The organism is Nocardioides sp. NBC_00368 (genome assembly GCF_036090055.1).
GTDB lineage: Bacteria > Actinomycetota > Actinomycetes > Propionibacteriales > Nocardioidaceae > Nocardioides.
Genome location: NZ_CP107970.1, coordinates 4,138,442 through 4,155,286 on the forward strand (window position 1 = coordinate 4,138,442; position 16,845 = coordinate 4,155,286).

General features: G+C 68.7%; 15 protein-coding genes. 3 read left to right on the top strand and 12 right to left on the bottom strand.

Annotation, left to right across the window (positions count from 1 at the left end; translation table 11 throughout):
- Positions 1-68: 68 nt before the first annotated feature.
- Positions 69-1,232 (top strand): ROK family transcriptional regulator, encoded by a 1,164-nt coding sequence (locus tag OG984_RS19695; RefSeq protein ID WP_328527892.1) that lies wholly within the window; start codon positions 69-71, stop codon positions 1,230-1,232.
- 24 nt (positions 1,233-1,256) lie between these two features.
- Here the strand turns inward: OG984_RS19695 and OG984_RS19700 are convergent, their stop codons facing one another.
- Positions 1,257-1,928 carry an SIMPL domain-containing protein gene (locus OG984_RS19700; protein ID WP_328527893.1) on the bottom strand — a complete coding sequence of 224 codons (672 nt, stop codon included), beginning with the start codon at positions 1,926-1,928 and terminating at the stop codon, positions 1,257-1,259.
- Between the two features lie 119 nt (positions 1,929-2,047).
- Between OG984_RS19700 and OG984_RS19705 the strand changes: the two genes are divergently transcribed.
- Entirely contained in the window at positions 2,048-3,280 is a 1,233-nt protein-coding gene (locus tag OG984_RS19705; RefSeq protein WP_328527894.1) for a low temperature requirement protein A, read from the top strand.
- Between the two features lie 34 nt (positions 3,281-3,314).
- Here OG984_RS19705 and OG984_RS19710 read toward each other — a convergent pair whose 3' ends face one another.
- The 6 genes from OG984_RS19710 to OG984_RS19735 all read right to left on the bottom strand — a co-directional run bounded on the left by OG984_RS19710 (position 3,315) and on the right by OG984_RS19735 (position 9,970).
- The gene (locus OG984_RS19710; protein ID WP_328527895.1) at positions 3,315-4,166 is read right to left on the bottom strand and encodes a PadR family transcriptional regulator; all 852 of its coding nucleotides are present in this window, start codon (positions 4,164-4,166) and stop codon (positions 3,315-3,317) included.
- Between the two features lie 151 nt (positions 4,167-4,317).
- Positions 4,318-5,634 carry a mechanosensitive ion channel gene (locus tag OG984_RS19715; RefSeq protein ID WP_328527896.1) on the bottom strand — a complete coding sequence of 439 codons (1,317 nt, stop codon included), beginning with the start codon at positions 5,632-5,634 and terminating at the stop codon, positions 4,318-4,320.
- A 238-nt stretch (positions 5,635-5,872) separates the two neighbouring features.
- A complete protein-coding gene (locus OG984_RS19720) occupies positions 5,873-7,819 on the bottom strand; it encodes a M3 family metallopeptidase (RefSeq protein WP_328527897.1) in 1,947 nt (648 codons plus the stop codon).
- Between the two features lie 69 nt (positions 7,820-7,888).
- Positions 7,889-8,251 (bottom strand): YciI family protein, encoded by a 363-nt coding sequence (locus OG984_RS19725; RefSeq protein WP_328527898.1) that lies wholly within the window; start codon positions 8,249-8,251, stop codon positions 7,889-7,891.
- A 98-nt stretch (positions 8,252-8,349) separates the two neighbouring features.
- The gene (locus OG984_RS19730) at positions 8,350-9,588 is read right to left on the bottom strand and encodes an RNA polymerase sigma factor (RefSeq protein WP_328527899.1); all 1,239 of its coding nucleotides are present in this window, start codon (positions 9,586-9,588) and stop codon (positions 8,350-8,352) included.
- A gap of 7 nt (positions 9,589-9,595) precedes the next feature.
- Positions 9,596-9,970 (bottom strand): YciI family protein, encoded by a 375-nt coding sequence (locus OG984_RS19735; protein ID WP_328527900.1) that lies wholly within the window; start codon positions 9,968-9,970, stop codon positions 9,596-9,598.
- 150 nt (positions 9,971-10,120) lie between these two features.
- Between OG984_RS19735 and OG984_RS19740 the strand changes: the two genes are divergently transcribed.
- Entirely contained in the window at positions 10,121-11,428 is a 1,308-nt protein-coding gene (locus OG984_RS19740) for an MFS transporter (protein WP_328527901.1), read from the top strand.
- Here OG984_RS19740 and OG984_RS19745 read toward each other — a convergent pair.
- From OG984_RS19745 to OG984_RS19765, 5 genes are all read right to left on the bottom strand, one after another.
- Positions 11,357-12,238: an alpha/beta fold hydrolase gene (locus OG984_RS19745; protein WP_328527902.1), complete on the bottom strand. Its 882-nt coding sequence runs from the start codon at positions 12,236-12,238 to the stop codon at positions 11,357-11,359. The two genes, OG984_RS19740 and OG984_RS19745, sit on opposite strands and share 72 nt — an antisense overlap.
- Before the next feature lie 174 nt (positions 12,239-12,412).
- The gene (locus OG984_RS19750) at positions 12,413-13,516 is read right to left on the bottom strand and encodes a glycosyltransferase family 2 protein (RefSeq protein ID WP_328527903.1); all 1,104 of its coding nucleotides are present in this window, start codon (positions 13,514-13,516) and stop codon (positions 12,413-12,415) included.
- A 20-nt stretch (positions 13,517-13,536) separates the two neighbouring features.
- A complete protein-coding gene (locus tag OG984_RS19755; RefSeq protein ID WP_328527904.1) occupies positions 13,537-14,925 on the bottom strand; it encodes a purple acid phosphatase family protein in 1,389 nt (462 codons plus the stop codon).
- A 74-nt stretch (positions 14,926-14,999) separates the two neighbouring features.
- Positions 15,000-15,908, bottom strand: coding sequence for a pseudouridine-5'-phosphate glycosidase (locus tag OG984_RS19760; RefSeq protein WP_328527905.1), 909 nt, complete (start codon positions 15,906-15,908; stop codon positions 15,000-15,002).
- Positions 15,905-16,843, bottom strand: a complete 939-nt coding sequence (locus tag OG984_RS19765) for a carbohydrate kinase family protein (RefSeq protein ID WP_328527906.1) — start codon at positions 16,841-16,843, stop codon at positions 15,905-15,907. Before OG984_RS19765 ends, OG984_RS19760 begins: the two co-directional genes overlap by 4 nt.
- Positions 16,844-16,845 lie beyond the last annotated feature (2 nt).

Below are 16,845 nucleotides of genomic sequence, written 5' to 3' on the forward strand. Positions count from 1 at the left end.
CACGATCTTTGGATCGATACAAGTAAATCTTTGGTACACCGAAGACATAAGTAGCGTAGGCTCACCCCATGCCCGAGATGACAACCGCCGCCGACGTACTCGATCTGGTGCGCTCCGGACGCGCCGTGACCCGCAGCGATCTGCAGAAGACGACCGGCCTGTCGCGTACGGCCGTGGTCTCTCGGGTCTCCGCCCTGGTCGACGCCGGGCTGATCCTCACCGGCGAGGAGCTCGCCTCGACCGGTGGCCGGCCGCCGGGCTCACTGACCTTCAACGCCGACGCCGGCGTCGTCCTGGCGGTCGCGATCGGGCGCTCCCGCAGCCAACTCGCCGTCTTCGACCTCGATGGCCGCGAGCTCGCCGGCGACACCCGTGACCACGAGGTCGGCATCGCCGCTGACGACCTGATGCCCGACGTGACCGATCGGCTGGAGCGGCTCCTCGAGGGCATCGAGCCGCCCGTGCTCGGCGTCGGGATGAGCCTGCCGGGTGTCGTCGACCCCGTCCGCCTGGTCTCGGTCGACTCACCGGTGATGCGGGGCTGGGACGGCATCGCGCTCGCCCCCTACTTCGAGCGGCTCACCGACGGTCCGTTGGTGCTCGTCAACGACACCGACGCGCTGGCCACCGCCGAGCTCTTCGGGAGCGGGCTGCACCCGCGCGACGCGCTGGTCGTGAAGGCGTCGACCGGCCTCGGGCTGGCCGTCATCGCCGATGGCAGGGTCCTGCGCGGCCATGCCGGCGCCGTCGGCGAGATCGGCCACACCCGGGTCGAGTCCGCCGGCGAGCGCCCCTGCCGTTGCGGGGCGACCGGCTGCCTGGAGACGGTCGCCGCGGGCTGGGCGCTGACCCAAGGACTGGTCGACTCGGGCGTCTCCGCCGGCCACATCCGCGACCTCGTCGCCGCCGCACTGGCCGGCGACGCGATCGCCCGGGGTCTGCTGCGCGAGGCCGGGCGCCAGCTCGGCGAGGTGCTGGCGATCGCGATCAACCTGCTCAACCCCGAGGTCGTGGTCATCGGTGGCGACATGGCCGCCGCGTTCGACCTGTTCACCGCGGGTGTCCGCGAGACCGTCTACTCGCGCTCCACCGCCCTGGCCACCCGCGACCTGACCTTCGTCCCCTCCACCCACGCCGACTCGACCGGCATGGTCGGCTGCGCCGCGGTGGCCATCAACCACCTGCTCTCTCCCGAGCGCCTCGACGCCCACCTGGGCGCTGCTGCGAAGTAGCCCTCTCGCCGGACGGCGCGACGGTCAGGAGATCGCGACCGTGAAGGCGGCCTCGACCTCGGCGTAGACCGAGATGTCGTCGGGGTCGAAGGCCAGGTCGGGGGCCGCCGACCCGGCGTCCGCGAACTTGCCGGCGGCCGGCATGGCCATGGCCGCCGACTCGTACGCCACCTCGCGGCTGACACCGACGTCGTTGATGCTCCGGACCGCGACCGGGCCGAGGTCGAGGGCATCGGCGTAGTCCTGCGCCCGCACCTTGGCCTGGCGCACCGCCTCCTGACGTACGTCACGCTCGACCTTCAACCGGCTGTCCTTGGTGAGCCGCCAGGAGACGTCGTGGACCTGGAGCCCTTCGTCGCCGGCCGTGCGGCCGACCCAGGTCGCCAGCGCCGTGAAGTCGATGAACTCGACCGTGAGGCCCACGGACGCATGGTGCACCAACGGCAGCCGCTTGCCGTCCTGGTGCCAGGGCCGCTCGGCCGACGTGCGCACCCGCTGGACCAGGAACCGCTCGACCGCGCCCTCCTGCTCGAGCCGCTCGAGCTCCGTACGCACGCTCTGCAGCCCGCGCTGCAGCCGCTCCATCACCGGCTCCGGTGAGGCGCCGTCGAACCGGATCTCGGCCGAGACCACCCCGCGCTCCGGAGCCACCTCGACACTGTGTGACCCACGCACCTTGATCAGGATCTCGCTCATGCCACCGCTTCCGTTCTGCAGGTCAAAGAATACGAAATCGGCGGCATGAGGTCTGTTGTCGCTCGCTGACGCTCCCTCATGCCACGAAACGTACGCCGTCAGGACCTATCCTCACCAGCGTGAATGAAACGAGCCGCCTGCGGCAGATGACCGGACGCGACCCGCACGAGGAGCATCGGGCCGCGACACCCTTGGAGCTGCTCTTCGATCTCACCTTCGTCGTTGCGTTCGGGGTGAGCGGCAACGAGCTCGCCCACCAGCTCGCGGAGGGACACGTCGCCGCCGGGATCGTGGCGTTCTGCTTCGCGTCGTTCGCGATCTGCTGGGCGTGGATCAACTACTCCTGGATGGCCTCGGCCTACGACACCGACGACTGGGCGTTCCGGCTGCTCACGATGGTGCAGATGGTCGGCGTGATCATCATGGCGCTCGGCCTGCCGGAGATGTTCGAGAGCATCCACGAGGGCGAGCGGCTCCACAACGAGATCATGATCGCCGGGTACGTCGTGATGCGGGTCGCCCTCTGCGGCCAGTGGATGCGCGCCTGGCGCCAGGATCCGGCTCGCCGCAGCGCTCACCGCGTCTACCTGACCACGATCCTCACGGCACAGGTGCTGTGGTGCATCATCGCCATCCTGCCGCTCGACGTTGCGACCGCGTTCGCCGCGATGCTGGTGCCGCTGATCATCGAGCTGGTCGGCCCGTTCATCGCCGAGCGCCACTTCGGTGGCACGCCCTGGCACGCCCACCACATCGCCGAGCGCTACGGCCTGCTGACGATCATCACCCTGGGCGAGGGCGTGATCGGCACCGTCGCGGTGCTGTCGGTGATCGTCCACGACCCGGAGATCGGCTGGACCCTCGAAGCGATCCTCCTGCTCGCCGCCGGCATCGGTCTGACCTTCGGCCAGTGGTGGACCTACTTCATGATCCCGTGGGCCGAAGTGCTCCACCGCCGTCGCGACCGTTCGTTCCTGTGGGGCTACGGGCACATCCTGCTCTTCGCCTCGATCGCGGCCACCGGCGCCGGCCTCCACGTCGCCGCCTACCTGCTGCAGGATCACTCCAAACTGGGCGAGGTCGGCACGGTCGCGTCGGTGGCCATCCCGGTCGCGGCGTACGCCCTGCTCCTGTACGTCCTCTACAACTCGTTCATGCACGTGATCGACCCGTTCCACATCCTCCTGGTCGTGCTCACCGGAGTCGTGCTGGTCGCGAGCGTCGTGATGGCGGTCGCGGGCGTGCCGGTGGCGTGGTGTCTCATCGTCGTCGCGCTGGCGCCGGTGGTCACCATCGTCGGTTACGAGGCCGTCGGGCACCGGCACCTGGTCGCCCACCTCGACGCACTCTGACCCGACCCGCGGATAGTTCCCCACGAGTGGGACATCAGGCCTTCGGCTCGGGGCCGGGGTCGCCGTCCTCCGTCTCCTCGACCTCGTCGATCTGCTCGGCGGTCACTGCCCCCTCACCTGGAACGGTCTCGTCGTCGCCGGCCGCGAGGAGGCCGTAGAGCTTGCGGCGGGTGTCGGCGAGGATGTCGGCCGCGGCCTGGCGCTGGGCGTCGGTGCCGGAGGTGGCGAGCTGCCACACGGCCGGGAGCACCTGGGCGAGCTCGCCGCCGAGGATCCCGAAGCCGGCGAGGTCGCCGACTCCCTGCCCGCCGCGACCACCACGACCACCGGCACGGGCGTTGTCGACGGCCTTGTCGAACGGCTTCCACACGCCGGCCAGCTCGTCCTTGTGCTCGGCGGCGTAGGTCTTTCCGGCCTCGGTCAGCCGGATCGCGCGGCGGCCGTGCTCGTCGTCGGACTCCACGAGACCCTCGTCCTCGAGCTGCTGGATGGTCGGGTAGACCGAGCCGGGGCTCGGCCGCCACTCACCCGAGCTGCGCTCGGAGATCTGCTGGATCACCTGGTAGCCGTTGATGACCTGGCCCTGCTCGGCCGCTTCGGCCATCACGTAGATGATCGCGGACCGTACGTCACCACGACGGACCCGAGGACCGGGCCGCTGCGGGGGCTGGTTGTCGAAGCCGAGCAGTGCCGCGATCCACGGCGGGGGACCAGCCGGTCCACGACCGCGACCGTGGTGCCCGCCCTGCCAACCGGGGCCACCCCATCCCGGACCGCCCCAGCCGGGACCACCCTGCCAGCCATGGGAGCGGCGCGGGCCGCCCTTGCCGAACTCTCGACCCATCTGGTCGATCCACTCACCCCAAGGGTTGTTGTTGTAGCTCATCAGTTTCACTCTCATTCGGAAGACTAGATCGCGTTCCTTCGCGATATATCGTGATCTTACGCCGCTCCTCCGACCCGTTCAAGCGAAATGGAAGGGAGCCCCCGGAAATCCGGGGGCTCCCTGAGTCAGACCCTGACGGTCGGCGCTGCGATCAGACGCCAGGCGTCTGGGGCGGCGGCGGGGTCGTCGGCGGGGTCTGGGGCGTGGTCGGCGTGGTGGCCGCGCGCGCACCACCCTCCGCCTGGAGCCGATCCAGCTGACGGGCGGCAGCGTCGCGACCACCCAGGCCGAAGGCGAGCGCCGCGGCAGCGGCACCACCGACGACCACGGCACCGAAGCCGAGGTTGATGATCGAGTCGGCCAGACCCATGAACTTCAGCCCGATGGCGACGAACAGCGCGATCGTGGCGTACTTCAGGATCTGCGACGCCGCACCGGAGACCAGCTTGGCGATCGTCGTCGCGATGAAGAAGCCGGCAGCGATGATCGCCGCACCGAAGATGACCTTGCCACCCAGCTCGAGCACCTCGCTGATGAAGGCGGTGATCTGCGGGAAATCGAGCATCTGCGCAGCCATCACGGCGAAGAACAGCACGATGCCGATCTGCACGATCTTGGTGATCGCCGGGGTGGCGCTCTTGTCGGCGGGGAGCACGTCCATCGAGTGCAGCGAACGGTCCAAGCCGACGCCGTCGACGATGCCACCGATCAGATCGGCGGCGAAGCGGGCGATGAAGACGCCGATCGCGAGCAGGATGCCCGCGGCGATGATCTTCGGGATGGCCGCCAGGATCATGTCGAGCATGTCGGTGGCCGGGTCGGAGATCGACGAGATGCCGAGGATCTGCAGGGCGGCGATCGCGACCACGATCATGATCATCGAGTAGAGGACCAGGCCGATGACCTTGACGATCTGGTGACCCTGCGAGGCGCCCGTGGTAGCCGCGGATCCCGGCGGAGCGGTCCCCGGCGCCTCACCCGACACTCGGGTGCGGTTCGGGTCGACCCCGACCGTGGCGTCCATCCTGTCGCTCGCCGTGCGAGCGCCGTCACCGAGCCAGCGGTCCCACGGCAGCGCCCCGAGAGCGGTCTCGACGAGCTGGCGCACCACCTTGGCGAGCAGCGCACCGACGATGAACACGAAGATGGCCCCGATGAGGTTCGGCAGGAACCCGAGGATCCCGTCGAGCAGACCCTGGATCGGTGCGAGCACCTGGGATAGCCCAAAGAGCTGCAGCAGCGCAATCAGGCCGAACAGCCAGACGAGAAGGGCTGCCACCGAGCCGAGACTGGCGCCGATGCTGTCGCCGTCCGAGCCGGCCCTCTGGAGCACTCCGATCTTCGAGGTCAGCTTCTTGAACGCCCACGCGACGATCTTGGCGATGATCCACGTGACGACGAGGATGGCGATTGCGGCAAGTACCTTGCCGCCGAGAGCCACCCAATCGATGTCCTTCAAGGCATCCATGTATCTCTCCCCCTATACGGGTATTGGATTCAGGGTGCCTGGGAATCGACGCGCAGTCCCGAGTGGCGCACGCAACAGGCACCTCTGCTCTAGAGACGTTTACCCAGCGAGGCTCAAGACGCAAGTTTGCCGCTCCAACGGACGCAAAATGCATCAACCTTTACGAAAACCCAACACCCCGAGCCTGCTACATCTCCGCAGCGGACGTACCCGTATTTGCCGTTGCTTATGCCAGGCGTCAGGCGACCAGCCAGGCGGCGTAGGCGTCGAAACCGTAGGGACGGCCGAGGAAATCGGCCACCAGATCGGCCGCATCCGCTTCGCCACCACGAGCCAGCACGAGATCGCGATAACGCCCGGCCACCTCGGGATCGAACAGGTCGTCCGGGTCGAAAGCGCTGAAGAGATCCTTGGCGATCACCAGTGACCACATGTACGTGTAATACCCCGAGGAGTAGCCGCCCAGATGGCCGAAGTTGGCGAAGAAATGGGTGCCTTCGAGATAGGGATAGGGAGAGTACGCCGCCTGCAGCTCCTGCAATCGCTTGGTGAGGTCCTCGGGCTGTTCCTTGTGGAACCAGTAGGAGATCGCGGCGTAGAACATCTGCTGCCGCGCGTGGTAGCCCTTGCCGAAGTCGTCCGCGGCCCGCATCCGCGCCACCAGGTCGGCCGGGATCGGCTCGCCGGCCTCGTTGGTCGCGAAGGTCTGCAGCACGTCGGCGTCCCAGGCCCACTCCTCGAGCATCTGGCTGGGCGCCTCGACGAAGTCCCACTCGGTCGCGACGCCGGAGAACCGCGCCCACTCGCCCTGCCCACCGAGGACGTGGTGGATCAGGTGGCCGAACTCGTGGAAGAGGGTCACCACGTGGTCGTGCTCCATCAGGCCGCGGGAGAAGTTGCAGACCAGCACGCCCTCGGGCAGCTGCCGGCCCTTCACACCGGGGGCCAGGTCGAACTGTGCGGCGTGCTTGTACTTGCCCTCGCGGGGGTGGAGGTCGAGATAGATCCGGCCGAGACGCTCGGCGCCGTCGTGCGGATAGACGTCGAAGACGCTCACGTCCTCGTGCCAGGTGACGACGTCGGAGACCGGCTCGTAGCGCAGCCCGAAGAGCCGTCCGGTGACATCCAGCAGGCCCTGGTGCACCTTGGCGAAGTCGAAGTAGGTGCGCACCACCTGGCTGTCGACGTCGTACTTCTCCTGCCGCACCAGCTCCTCGTAGTAGAGCGCGTCGGCCGCGGACACCGCGCTGGCTCCCGGGACGTCGCGCTCATAGCGGTCGAGGAGCACCTCGAGGTCGCGCTTCATCCGTCCCTCGGCGGCGCCGGCGATCTTGTCGATGAACTCGGGGATCGCCGGACCCTCGCCGATCATCTTCACCGCGGCGTCGAAGGCGGGCCAGTCCTCGTAGCCGACCAGGTTGGCCAGCTCGTGGCGCAGCGCGAACATCTCCTTGAGGACCGAGTCGTTGTGCGGCCAGCCTCGCTCGAGCCCGGCCACCGTGACGGCTCGACGGATCGCCGGGTCCTTCACGAACATCCGCACCGGAAGTGCGTCGGGGTAGTCGGTGGTGATCTCCACGAGCCCCTTGTCGTTGACCGGATGCGCCTCGAGCCAGTCGGCCGGCATCCCGTCCAGCTGCTCGGGCGTGGCCGTGGTGATGCGTACGTCGTCCCTGGTCACGCGGGAGAACTCGAGGTTGAGGTCGGTGAGACGCTCGTTGATCTCGGTGAGCCGGGCACGGGTGGCCTCGTCGCGGTCGACGCCGGCACGGGTGAAGTCCTGCAGCGTCTTCTCCAGGAGCCGCTTGGCCAGCGGGTCGAGCCCCTCGGTCCGTTCCGGGGAGAGCTGGGCGAAGACCTGGTAGAGCGCCTGGTCCTGGGTGAGCTCGGTGCGCAGCCGGTCGACCTCGACCTCGGTGTCCTCGCACGCGGTGCGGACCGCCTCGACGGGGTGCACGTTGGCGAGCAGACCGGCCATCCCGCCGAGCGAGCCGAGCTCGAGGGAGAGCTGGTCCCAGGCCTTCAGCACCTCGATCGCCTCGCTCGGCGGGGCGGTCCGCAGCTGGTCAGCGAGCTCGCGTACGTGGGTCAGCGTCTGGGACGTACGCTCCTTGACCCAGGCTTCCGCGGCGTCGGTCTCGGGCAGGACGAGCGGCTGCGCCGAACGCATGGGGTCCAGTGTCATGCCAGCAAGCCTGCCACGACCTGAAACGCTTCGCCGCCGAGATCCGACGAAGCGTTCCAGGTTCTGGGCTCACTCCTCCGAGCCGAACAGATCCGGGAACCGGTGGACCTCTTGCGGCCAGTCGAGCACGACCGCCAGCCGACCTGCCCAGTAGCGCGCGGTGTCCTCGTCGGGGACATCGATGACGCAGAAGCCGCCGAGGTGCTCCTTGGTCTCGACGTAGGGGCCGTCGGTGAAGACCGGCTTGCCGTTGCTGGCCTCGACGCTGAAGAGCGCGGTCGAGGCGTCGATGGCTCCGTTGCCGTAGACGAAGACACCGGCGGACTTCATCTCCTCGATCACGGCCATCGAGGTCTTGCTCTTGTGCTCGAGCTCCTCCGTCGTGTGCTCGGGAACCCACTCGTCGTTGAACGCGATCAGGTATTCGGGCATGCGTATCGTCTCCTCGCCTCCGGGACGGTCCGGTGACCGCCACTCACTCCTGCTACGAACGCACCTGCCCCGATCCGACAGCGACGGACGGAATTCCGTCAAGTGCGTCCGAGCTGGTCCCGCCGCCTGGTCAGCAGCGCGACCTCGGCAGCGTTCTCGGCGAGCTCGATGGCCATGTCGTACGCCGCACGGGACTCGCCGCTGCGGCCGAGTCGGCGCAGCAGGTCGGCCCGGGTGGCGTGGAAGGCGTGGTAGTCCTCCAGGTCGAGCCGGTCGATCTCGGCGAGCGCGACCTCGGGGCCGTCCAGCTCGGCGACCGCGATCGCGCGGTTGAGCCGGACGATCGGTGAGGGGTCGACTCGGAGCATCTGGTCGTAGAGCGCGACGATCTGGGACCAGTCGGTGTCGCGGGCGTCCCGCACCGAGGTGTGGACGGCGTTGATGGCGGCCAGGATCTGGTAGCGCCCGGGCCGCGGGCCCCCGTTGGCGACGACCGCGAGCCGCTCGCGCACCAGCGCGTGTCCCTCGGCGATCAGCGCGAGATCCCAGGAGCCGCGATCCTGCTCGTCGAGCCGGACCAGCTCGCCGGTCGCCGAGACCCGAGCCGTACGCCGCGCCTCGATGAGAAGCATCAGGGCCAGCAGACCGACGACCTCGCCGTCGTCGGGAAGCAGGGCACGGACCAGCCGGGTCAGCCGGATCGCCTCGGCGGTCAGGTCGCCGCGTACGGCGTTCTCGTGGTCGCCGGAGGAGAGATAGCCCTCGTTGAAGACCAGGAAGAGGACCGCCAGAACGCCAGAGACCCGCTCGGGGAGATCGGCCGTCTCCGGGACGCGGTAGGGGATGTGGGCGGCCTTGATCTTGTTCTTCGCGCGGGTGATCCGCTGGCCCATCGTGGTCTCCTGGACCAGGAAGGCGTTGGCGATCTCAGGAACCGTCAGCCCGCCGACCATACGCAGCGTCAGCGCCACCCGGGCCTCGGGCGCGAGCGCGGGATGGCAGCAGGTGAACAGCAGCCGGAGGCGGTCGTCCTCGATCGCTCCGAGAGGCTCGTGCGGGGTGTCATCGTGCATCGCGACGGCCTCCTTCTGCTTGTCGTCACGCTTGGACTCGCGGCGGATCCGGTCGATCGCGCGGCGGTTGGCGGTGGTGGTGAGCCAGGCGCCGGGGTTGGGAGGTACGCCGTCGTGCGGCCAGCGCTCGACAGCGACCGTGAACGCCTCGGCCGCGGCATCCTCGGCGATGTCGAGGTCGCCGAAGCGCTTGGCGAGGCTGGCGACCACCCGGGCCCACTCCTCGTGGTGGGCCCGGGTGATCGCCTCGTCGACCTCGATCAACGGCGGGTCACGCCTCGGGGCCGGTCTGCATCGGTCGCACCTCGACCTTGCCGAGGCACGCCGCCGAGGCCTCGGCGGCCAGCTTGAGCGCGACATCGAGGTCGGGGACGTCGATGATCCAGAAGCCCGCCATGTACTCCTTGGCCTCTGCATAGGGGCCGTCGGTGATGATCGGCTTCTCGCCCTGGCCGTCGACGACGGTCGCCGTCTTCGCGGCGTCGAGGCCGTCGGCGAAGACGAAGTAGCCCTCCTGCTGGAGCTTGTCGTTGAACTTCCCGGTCGCCTCGAACGAGGCCATCATCTCCTCTTGCGAGGCGTAGCCGTAGTTCTCCTTCTCGTAGTCCGAGTCGGGACCCCAGACGGACATCAGGTACTTGGCCATGGTGCTCACTCCTCCGTGTCGGACGGCCTCGGTGGCCGCCTCTCACCCTTGCTACGAACGTCTACCCCCCGATCCGACACCCCTCATCAGAATTTCTCCAGGTAAATTCATTCGCTTAGCATCAGTAACCATGTTGAAGGCCCCGCAGAAGTGAGTATCGCCGGCAAGCTCAGGGGTGCTGTCGCAGACACCCGCCCCCTCCAGGAGCCGCACTTCCGGCGCCTGTGGATCGCCGGGATCATCACCATGATCGGCGCCCAGCTGACCGTGGTCGCGGTGCCGGCCCAGATCTACGCGGACACCGGCTCCTCGGCGTACGTCGGGCTGACGGGCGTCTTCGGACTGGTCCCGCTGATCGTCTTCGGCCTCTACGGCGGCGCGCTCGCGGACCACTTCGACCGGCGTACGATCCTGATGGTCTCGACCACCGGGCTGATCGCGACCAGCGCGCTCTTCTGGCTCCAGTCGGCGCTCGGCAACACCAACGTGTGGGCGCTGCTGTGTCTCTTCTCGGTGCAGCAGGCCTTCTTCGCGGTCAACCAGCCGACCCGGAACTCGCTGCTCCCGAAGATCCTGCCCACGCACCTGCTCCCGGCCGCCAACTCGCTGAACATGACGGTCTTCCAGGCCGGCGCGATCGCCGGCCCGCTGGTCGCCGGGGTGATGCTCCCGTTCACCGGGTTCACCTGGCTGTACGCCATCGACACGGTCACCCTCTTCGCGACCCTCTACGCGGTCGTGCTGCTGCCGAAGATCCCCGTCGAGGGTGCCGGCTCGAAGGTGCCCGGACTGCGGTCGGTGTGGGACGGCTTCGCCTACCTGCGCCACCAGCCGGTGCTGTTGATGAGCTTCGTGGTCGACCTGATCGCGATGGTCTTCGCGATGCCGAGGGCGCTGTTCCCGCAGATCGCGCACGAGTCCTTCGGCGGGCCCTCGGAGGGCGGCATCGCGTTCGCCCTGCTCTTCGCCGCCATCCCGGCCGGCGCCGTGATCGGGGGCATCTTCTCCGGCTGGGTCTCCCGCATCGAGGCCCAGGGGCGCGTGGTCATCTGGTGCATCGCCGTGTGGGCCCTCGGAATCACCCTGTTCGGGCTCACCGTCACGTTCGCCGACCACTTCACGACTCTCATGCTGGGGCTCGGCGTGCTCTTCATGATGGTCGCCGGCGCCGCCGACGTGGCCTCGGCGGCCATCCGGATGTCGATCCTGCAGTCGTCGGCCGACGACAACGTACGCGGCCGACTGCAGGGGGTCTTCACGGTCGTCGTCGCGGGTGGCCCGCGAGTGGCCGACGTCCTGCACGGAGGCGCGGCGGCCGTGGTCGGCACCGCGATCGCGACCACCGGTGGCGGCCTGCTGAACCTCCTCGGAATCGCGCTGTGCGCGCTACTCGTCCCGAGCTTCCTCGCCTACCGGGTCACCCGGCCCGCGCCCGCCGAGCACGAACTCTCGAAGTAGCCCGGCGAGGAGCTCGGGCTGGTCGATCGGCACCAGCGTGGAGGAGTCCTTGACGATCTCCAGGCGTGCGTCGGGATAGTGCGCGGCCAGGCGTGGACCGTGCTCGGCCGGCATCAGGGTGTCCTGGTCGGCCCAGACCACGAGCACGGGCTTGGTGAACTTCTGCTGACCCTCGGCCAGCTCGAGCAGCTCGTCGCGTCCGGGCGCGCCGCCGGCGAACTTGATGAAGTCGCGGCGGATGGCCTTGTCGGTCAGCGCCGGGGCGAACCAACCGTGCACGAGGTCGTCGTAGAGGTGGTAGTCCTTGTCGACCGACATCCCGCCGTAGCCCCAGCTCGCCTGCCGGAAGCTCTGCATGCGGAACAGCTGCAGCCCCGCGGTGAACAGCGGCGGCATCTTGGAGAGCACCGCCAGCGGCCTGGCCGCCTTGGGCGGGTAGTTGTCGAAGGCCTCGCACGCCACCAGCGCCAGCCGCGCGATGCGGTCGGTGCGGCCCTCGTTGATGAGGAACTGACCACCGCCCCAGTCGTTGAGGACCAGGGTGACGTCGTGGAGGTCGAGCGCGTCGAGGAAGTCACCGAGGATGTTGGCCACGCCGACCTGGCTGAGGTCGGCGTCGGGGTTCATCGGCTTACGGTGGCCACCGAGCGGCAGCGTCGGCCGGATCACCCGGAACCCACCGAGATAGGACATCGAACGACGCCACAGACGGCCGTCCATCGGCACTCCGTGGAGGAGTACGAGGACAGGGCCGTCACCGCCGGTATCGTCGAAATCGATCGGACCGGCCGACAGCTGGACGCTGGGCATTCAGTGGGCTCCTCGAAGCAATGACGTGGGGTGCCCACACCTTGCCCCCCGGGGAACCCCCGTGCAACGGGAATCGCCCAATTCCTGGCGCATCTGGGTATATCGGGGGTCTTAAGTCCCTGAGCCACTAGGGCCGAGTGATACACCCATGGGTTTCGGGTGGCGCCGGGGTGCTCAGAGCCCCACGGGAAGGTCCTCGGCGGCGGCGAACGCCTCGATCGCCTTGGCCGGACCCCGCTCGTCGATCATCTCGATGAGGTCGGCGAGGTCGTCGCGGCGGTCGCGCGCGACCAACCAGGCCATCAGTCGCTGGCCACGCGGGACGGTGGTCTCCTCGAACGGGACACCCGCGTCGTACCAGAGCTCGAGGACGACGTCGCGCAGCAGCGACCAGTAGCGGTCGGGGTCCTCGGTGGTGGGGTTGACCGCCGCGCGGAAGTGCTCCCACATGTCGATCGGGAGGATCTCGGCACGCAGCGTCCGCATCAGCCTCTCCGAGCCCGACGCCGCCACGAGCTCGACGGTCTGCCGCTTCGTGGTGATCCGCTCGAGCAGGTTGGCGATCTGGGCGCGCTTCTGGGTGGCGGAGGACAGGTCGGAGCGGACCCGCCAGTCGTAGACGACGTCGGTGAGGACGTCGAAGGCCCGGGCGGCCAGGAACGCCTGGGTCAGGGCCACCTGATCCTGGTAGCGGGTGCGCTCGGGGAAGGTGATGTCGTTGTCGGTCCAGAAGGAGGTCCGGAAGATCTTGTTCCACACGAACACGTCCGCGAGCATCAGCGGCGCGTCCTCGATCCGGCACCTGAGGCGCGTGCGGGTGTGGTTGCGGCGCATCAGCGGGGTGACGTACCTCCGCTCCTCGCCGTTCACGACGGTGAGGCGCTCGGCGGAGCCGACCGCGAAGTCGGAGCCGGTACGCCGCAGCGTCTTGATCATCGAGCTCCACGCGTCGCGGGGCAGGATGTCATCGGGGTCGACGAAGGTGAGCAGGTCACCGGTGGCGGCCTCGATCCCGGTGTGACGGGCGATGGAGACACCGGAGTTGGGCTGGGTGATCAGCGTGACCCGGTGGTCCTGGGCCGCGATGTCCTTGACGATCTCGGTCGAGCCGTCGGTCGAGCCGTCGTCGACGACGACCACCTCGATGGCACAGACCTCACGCAGCGGCTGACGAAGGATGCTGTCGAGGCTCTCGGCGACGTAGTCGGCCACGTTGTAGACAGGCACGACGACGCTGAGCAGCCTCGGCTTCCTCCTTCTGAATCCCCCCACGCGCATCAACTCTAATTGGGTCTGCATCAACGCGACCTAGCGATGGTGAGCGTGTCGACCTCGGACCCGTCGGTGGCGATGACTTCGAGGTCCAGTCTCGCCTGCCCGTGGGCGTCGCGCGGGTGCGCATCGAAGAAGGCGACCGAGTGGGTCGCGTCGCCGACGGCGCGGTAGGTGGTCGGCTCAGGGATCTTCAGGCCGTTCTTGTCCGTGTAGTAGGAGAGCACCGGCAGGACGTCGGGGTAGGTCGAGCCGCCACCGCCGCCGGCGGTGATGTAGACGGTCCCGTCGTTGGTGCTGACCCTGGAGCCGCGCGGCGCCTCCTGGACGGGCTTGCCGCCGCGCATCAGGTGGGTGCGCTCGTAGCAGTGGTTGTGACCGTTGATCACCACGTCGACCTGGTAGCGGTCGAAGAGCGCCTCCCAGCGGTCGCGGATGCCGCCGTCGGAGGCGTGCGCGATGTTGGTGCAGTAGGCGCACTGGTGGAAGCCGACCAGGATGAAATCGATGTCGTCACGGGTCCGGAAGTCGGCCAGCCGCTGCTCCAGCCAGCTGTCCAGGGTCTCGCCGAGGTAGCCCGCGTTCCGGGTGTACTCGTACGTCGCGTCGTTGCCGTCGAGGGCGATGAAGGCGACGTTGCCGCGGACGAAGGAGTAGGTCTCCTTTCCGCCGTCGGCACCGTTGCCGGGGTGACGGAAACGGGCCCGGTAGCCGTCGTAGCCGAGCTCGCCGTTGCCGTTCTCCATCTCGTGGTTGCCGACGACGGTCATCCACGGGATCGCGTTGGCGCTGGGCTGGATCTGGGTCAGGAACTCGTCCCAGACCCCGAAGTCCTGCTGCAGCTCGCCGCTCTTGCCCTGGCCGCCGGTGTCGGCGTAGGCGATGTCGCCGACGACGAACGCGAACTCGGCACCCTGCTGGCGGATGAGGTTCACGTTGCGGGCGGCGTCCTCGGCCACACCCATGTCGCCGAAGGCGGCGAAGCGGAAGCTCTCCCGGCCCTTCGGGGCGGTGGTGAACGAGCCCCTGGTCGGCGTACCCCCGTCGTGGCTGAGGCGGTAGTAGTAGCGCGTGCCTGGCTTCAGGTCGCTGAGGTCGACGTGGTGGTAGACGCTGTCGACGCGGATCGAGGAGAGCGACTCGGGCCGGAGCGTGAGGCCGTAGTCGGGCGTGACGCCGAGGTCGAGTCGCGGCGCCTGCACCGAACCGGCGGTCGACCAGGAGACGTTCATCTGCCTGACCGGGTTGGCACCGTAGGACAGATGTACGCCGGTGGCCGGTGCGGCCGACCTGGCAGCCTGGGTCCACAGCATCGGGCCGGCGACGACACCGGCTCCACCGATCAGGCCGGTCTTGAGCAGAGTGCGCCGGGACGGGCCGATGCGTGTGGGGCCGGAGTGGGGGCTGACGGTCACGGGAGGATCAACGCATAGGTAGACGAGACGTTAGGCCGCCTGCGGTGTCTCCAGGGTGAACGAGTGGTGAGAAGTTAGACACTCGCGGCGTAGGTTGCCGCCATTTGCGCACCGAAGGCTGCGTTGTCGCGTACGAGCGCGACGTTGGTCGCCAGCGAGTCGCCGCCGGTCAGCTCGACGATCCGGGCCAGCAGGAACGGGGTGATGTCCTTGCCGTGGATGTCGCGCGCCTCGGCGTCGGCGAGGGCCTGGTCGATGTGCTTCCCGATCACCTCGGCGGGGATCTCGTCGGCGACCGGGACCGGGTTGGCGACGACCAGCCCGCTGGGAAGACCCAGGTCCCAGGTGGCCTTCATGACCGCGGCGGCCTCGTCGGGACCGTCGATGCGCAGCGGGGCTGCGAAGCCGGAGCTGCGGGAGTAGAAGGCCGGGAACTCGTCGCTGCCGTTGACCAGGACGGGCACCCCGTACGTCTCCAGCGTCTCGAGGGTGAGGCCGATGTCGAGGATCGACTTCACGCCGGCGCTCACCACCGCGACCTGGGTGCGGGCGAGCTCGGTCAGGTCTGCGGAGATGTCGAAGGACGTCGACGCACCTCGGTGTACGCCACCGAGCCCACCGGTCACGAACGTCCGGATCCCGACCATGGCCGCCAGGCGCATGGTAGCCGCGACCGTGGTCGCACCGTGCAGACCGCGGGCCACGACGTAGGGAAGGTCGCGAACGCTGACCTTGGTCACGTCGGGGTCGGAGGCGAGCAGCTCGAGGTCGTCGTGGGACAGGCCGGCGCGGGGAACGCCGTCGAGCAGGGCGATCGTCGCCGGCACGGCGCCGTTGTCGCGCACGATCTGCTCGACCTCGGTGGCCATCTTGACGTTGTCGGGATAGGGCATGCCGTGGCTGATGATCGTCGACTCCAGCGCGACGACCGGGCGGCCCTCGGCGAGCGCGACCCCGACCTCCTCGGTGAGCCGGACCTTCACGCCAGCTCCCGCACGAGGCTCTCGTTGAGATCCATCCGGACGGTGTCGTGGGTGCCGCAGGTGAGCGCGGCCGCGGCGTGCCCGAACCGCGCCGCCTCGACCAGGTCGACGTCGCGGAGCAGCTCGTGGGTGAACGCGGCGAGCATCGCGTCGCCCGCACCGGTCACGTCGACGACGTCGGTCGGCACCGCGGCGAGCTCCTGGTAGACGTCGTTGTAGCTGATCACCGACCCACGAGCGCCCAGACGCACCCAGACCACGCCGACACCGCGGTCGTGCAGGGCGTGGACAGCCTTCTCGATCTCCGCGTCCGTGCCGGCGGGCAGATCGGTCAGCGCGGCCAGCTCCGCCTGGTTGGGCGTGACCAGGTAGAGCTCGCGGTCGGCGCGGATCAGGTCGCGCGCCCGCCTCGCCTTCGGCACCGAGACCGGGTCGAAGCCGACAGGCACGTCGAACTCGTGGGCGAGGTCGATCGCCACCTCAGCCGTGCGGACCGGGATGTTGCCCTCGACGAGCACCCCGCGAGCATTCTTGATCAGGTCGCGGGCCGCCTCCACGACCAGCGGGGAGAACTCGTCGGTCGCGGCCATGTCGGCCACGGCGACCACCAGCTCACCGGAGGAGTCGAGCACGGCGTTGTAGGTGCCGGTGCGTACGTCTGCCCGGCGGCGGACGTAGGTGCAGTCGACGCCGACGTCCTCGGTGTAGCTGATCACCTCGTCACCGATCGGATCGTCGCCGACGACCGAGACCAGCGCCACCGAGTCACCCAGCCGGGCCAGGTTCTCGGCCACGTTCCGGCCGACGCCGCCGGGCGAGAGGCCGGCGGATCCGGACATGCTCGAACCCATCACCACCTGCTCGTGCGCACGAGCGTGGAGATCCATGTTGGAGCCGCCGATCACGACGATATCTGGCGGTATGTGCGGGTTCATCA

What these genes read in the sequence shown, in the direction of transcription:
- OG984_RS19695 (WP_328527892.1), top strand. Translation starts at nt 69, where the DNA reads ATGCCCGAGATGACAACCGCCGCCGACGTACTCGATCTGGTGCGCTCC.
- OG984_RS19700 (WP_328527893.1), bottom strand. Translation starts at nt 1,928, where the DNA reads ATGAGCGAGATCCTGATCAAGGTGCGTGGGTCACACAGTGTCGAGGTG.
- OG984_RS19710 (WP_328527895.1), bottom strand. Translation starts at nt 4,166, where the DNA reads ATGAGCTACAACAACAACCCTTGGGGTGAGTGGATCGACCAGATGGGT.
- OG984_RS19715 (WP_328527896.1), bottom strand. Translation starts at nt 5,634, where the DNA reads ATGGATGCCTTGAAGGACATCGATTGGGTGGCTCTCGGCGGCAAGGTA.
- OG984_RS19720 (WP_328527897.1), bottom strand. Translation starts at nt 7,819, where the DNA reads ATGACACTGGACCCCATGCGTTCGGCGCAGCCGCTCGTCCTGCCCGAG.
- OG984_RS19725 (WP_328527898.1), bottom strand. Translation starts at nt 8,251, where the DNA reads ATGCCCGAATACCTGATCGCGTTCAACGACGAGTGGGTTCCCGAGCAC.
- OG984_RS19735 (WP_328527900.1), bottom strand. Translation starts at nt 9,970, where the DNA reads ATGGCCAAGTACCTGATGTCCGTCTGGGGTCCCGACTCGGACTACGAG.
- OG984_RS19745 (WP_328527902.1), bottom strand. Translation starts at nt 12,238, where the DNA reads ATGCCCAGCGTCCAGCTGTCGGCCGGTCCGATCGATTTCGACGATACC.
- OG984_RS19750 (WP_328527903.1), bottom strand. Translation starts at nt 13,516, where the DNA reads ATGCGCGTGGGGGGATTCAGAAGGAGGAAGCCGAGGCTGCTCAGCGTC.
- OG984_RS19765 (WP_328527906.1), bottom strand. Translation starts at nt 16,843, where the DNA reads ATGAACCCGCACATACCGCCAGATATCGTCGTGATCGGCGGCTCCAAC.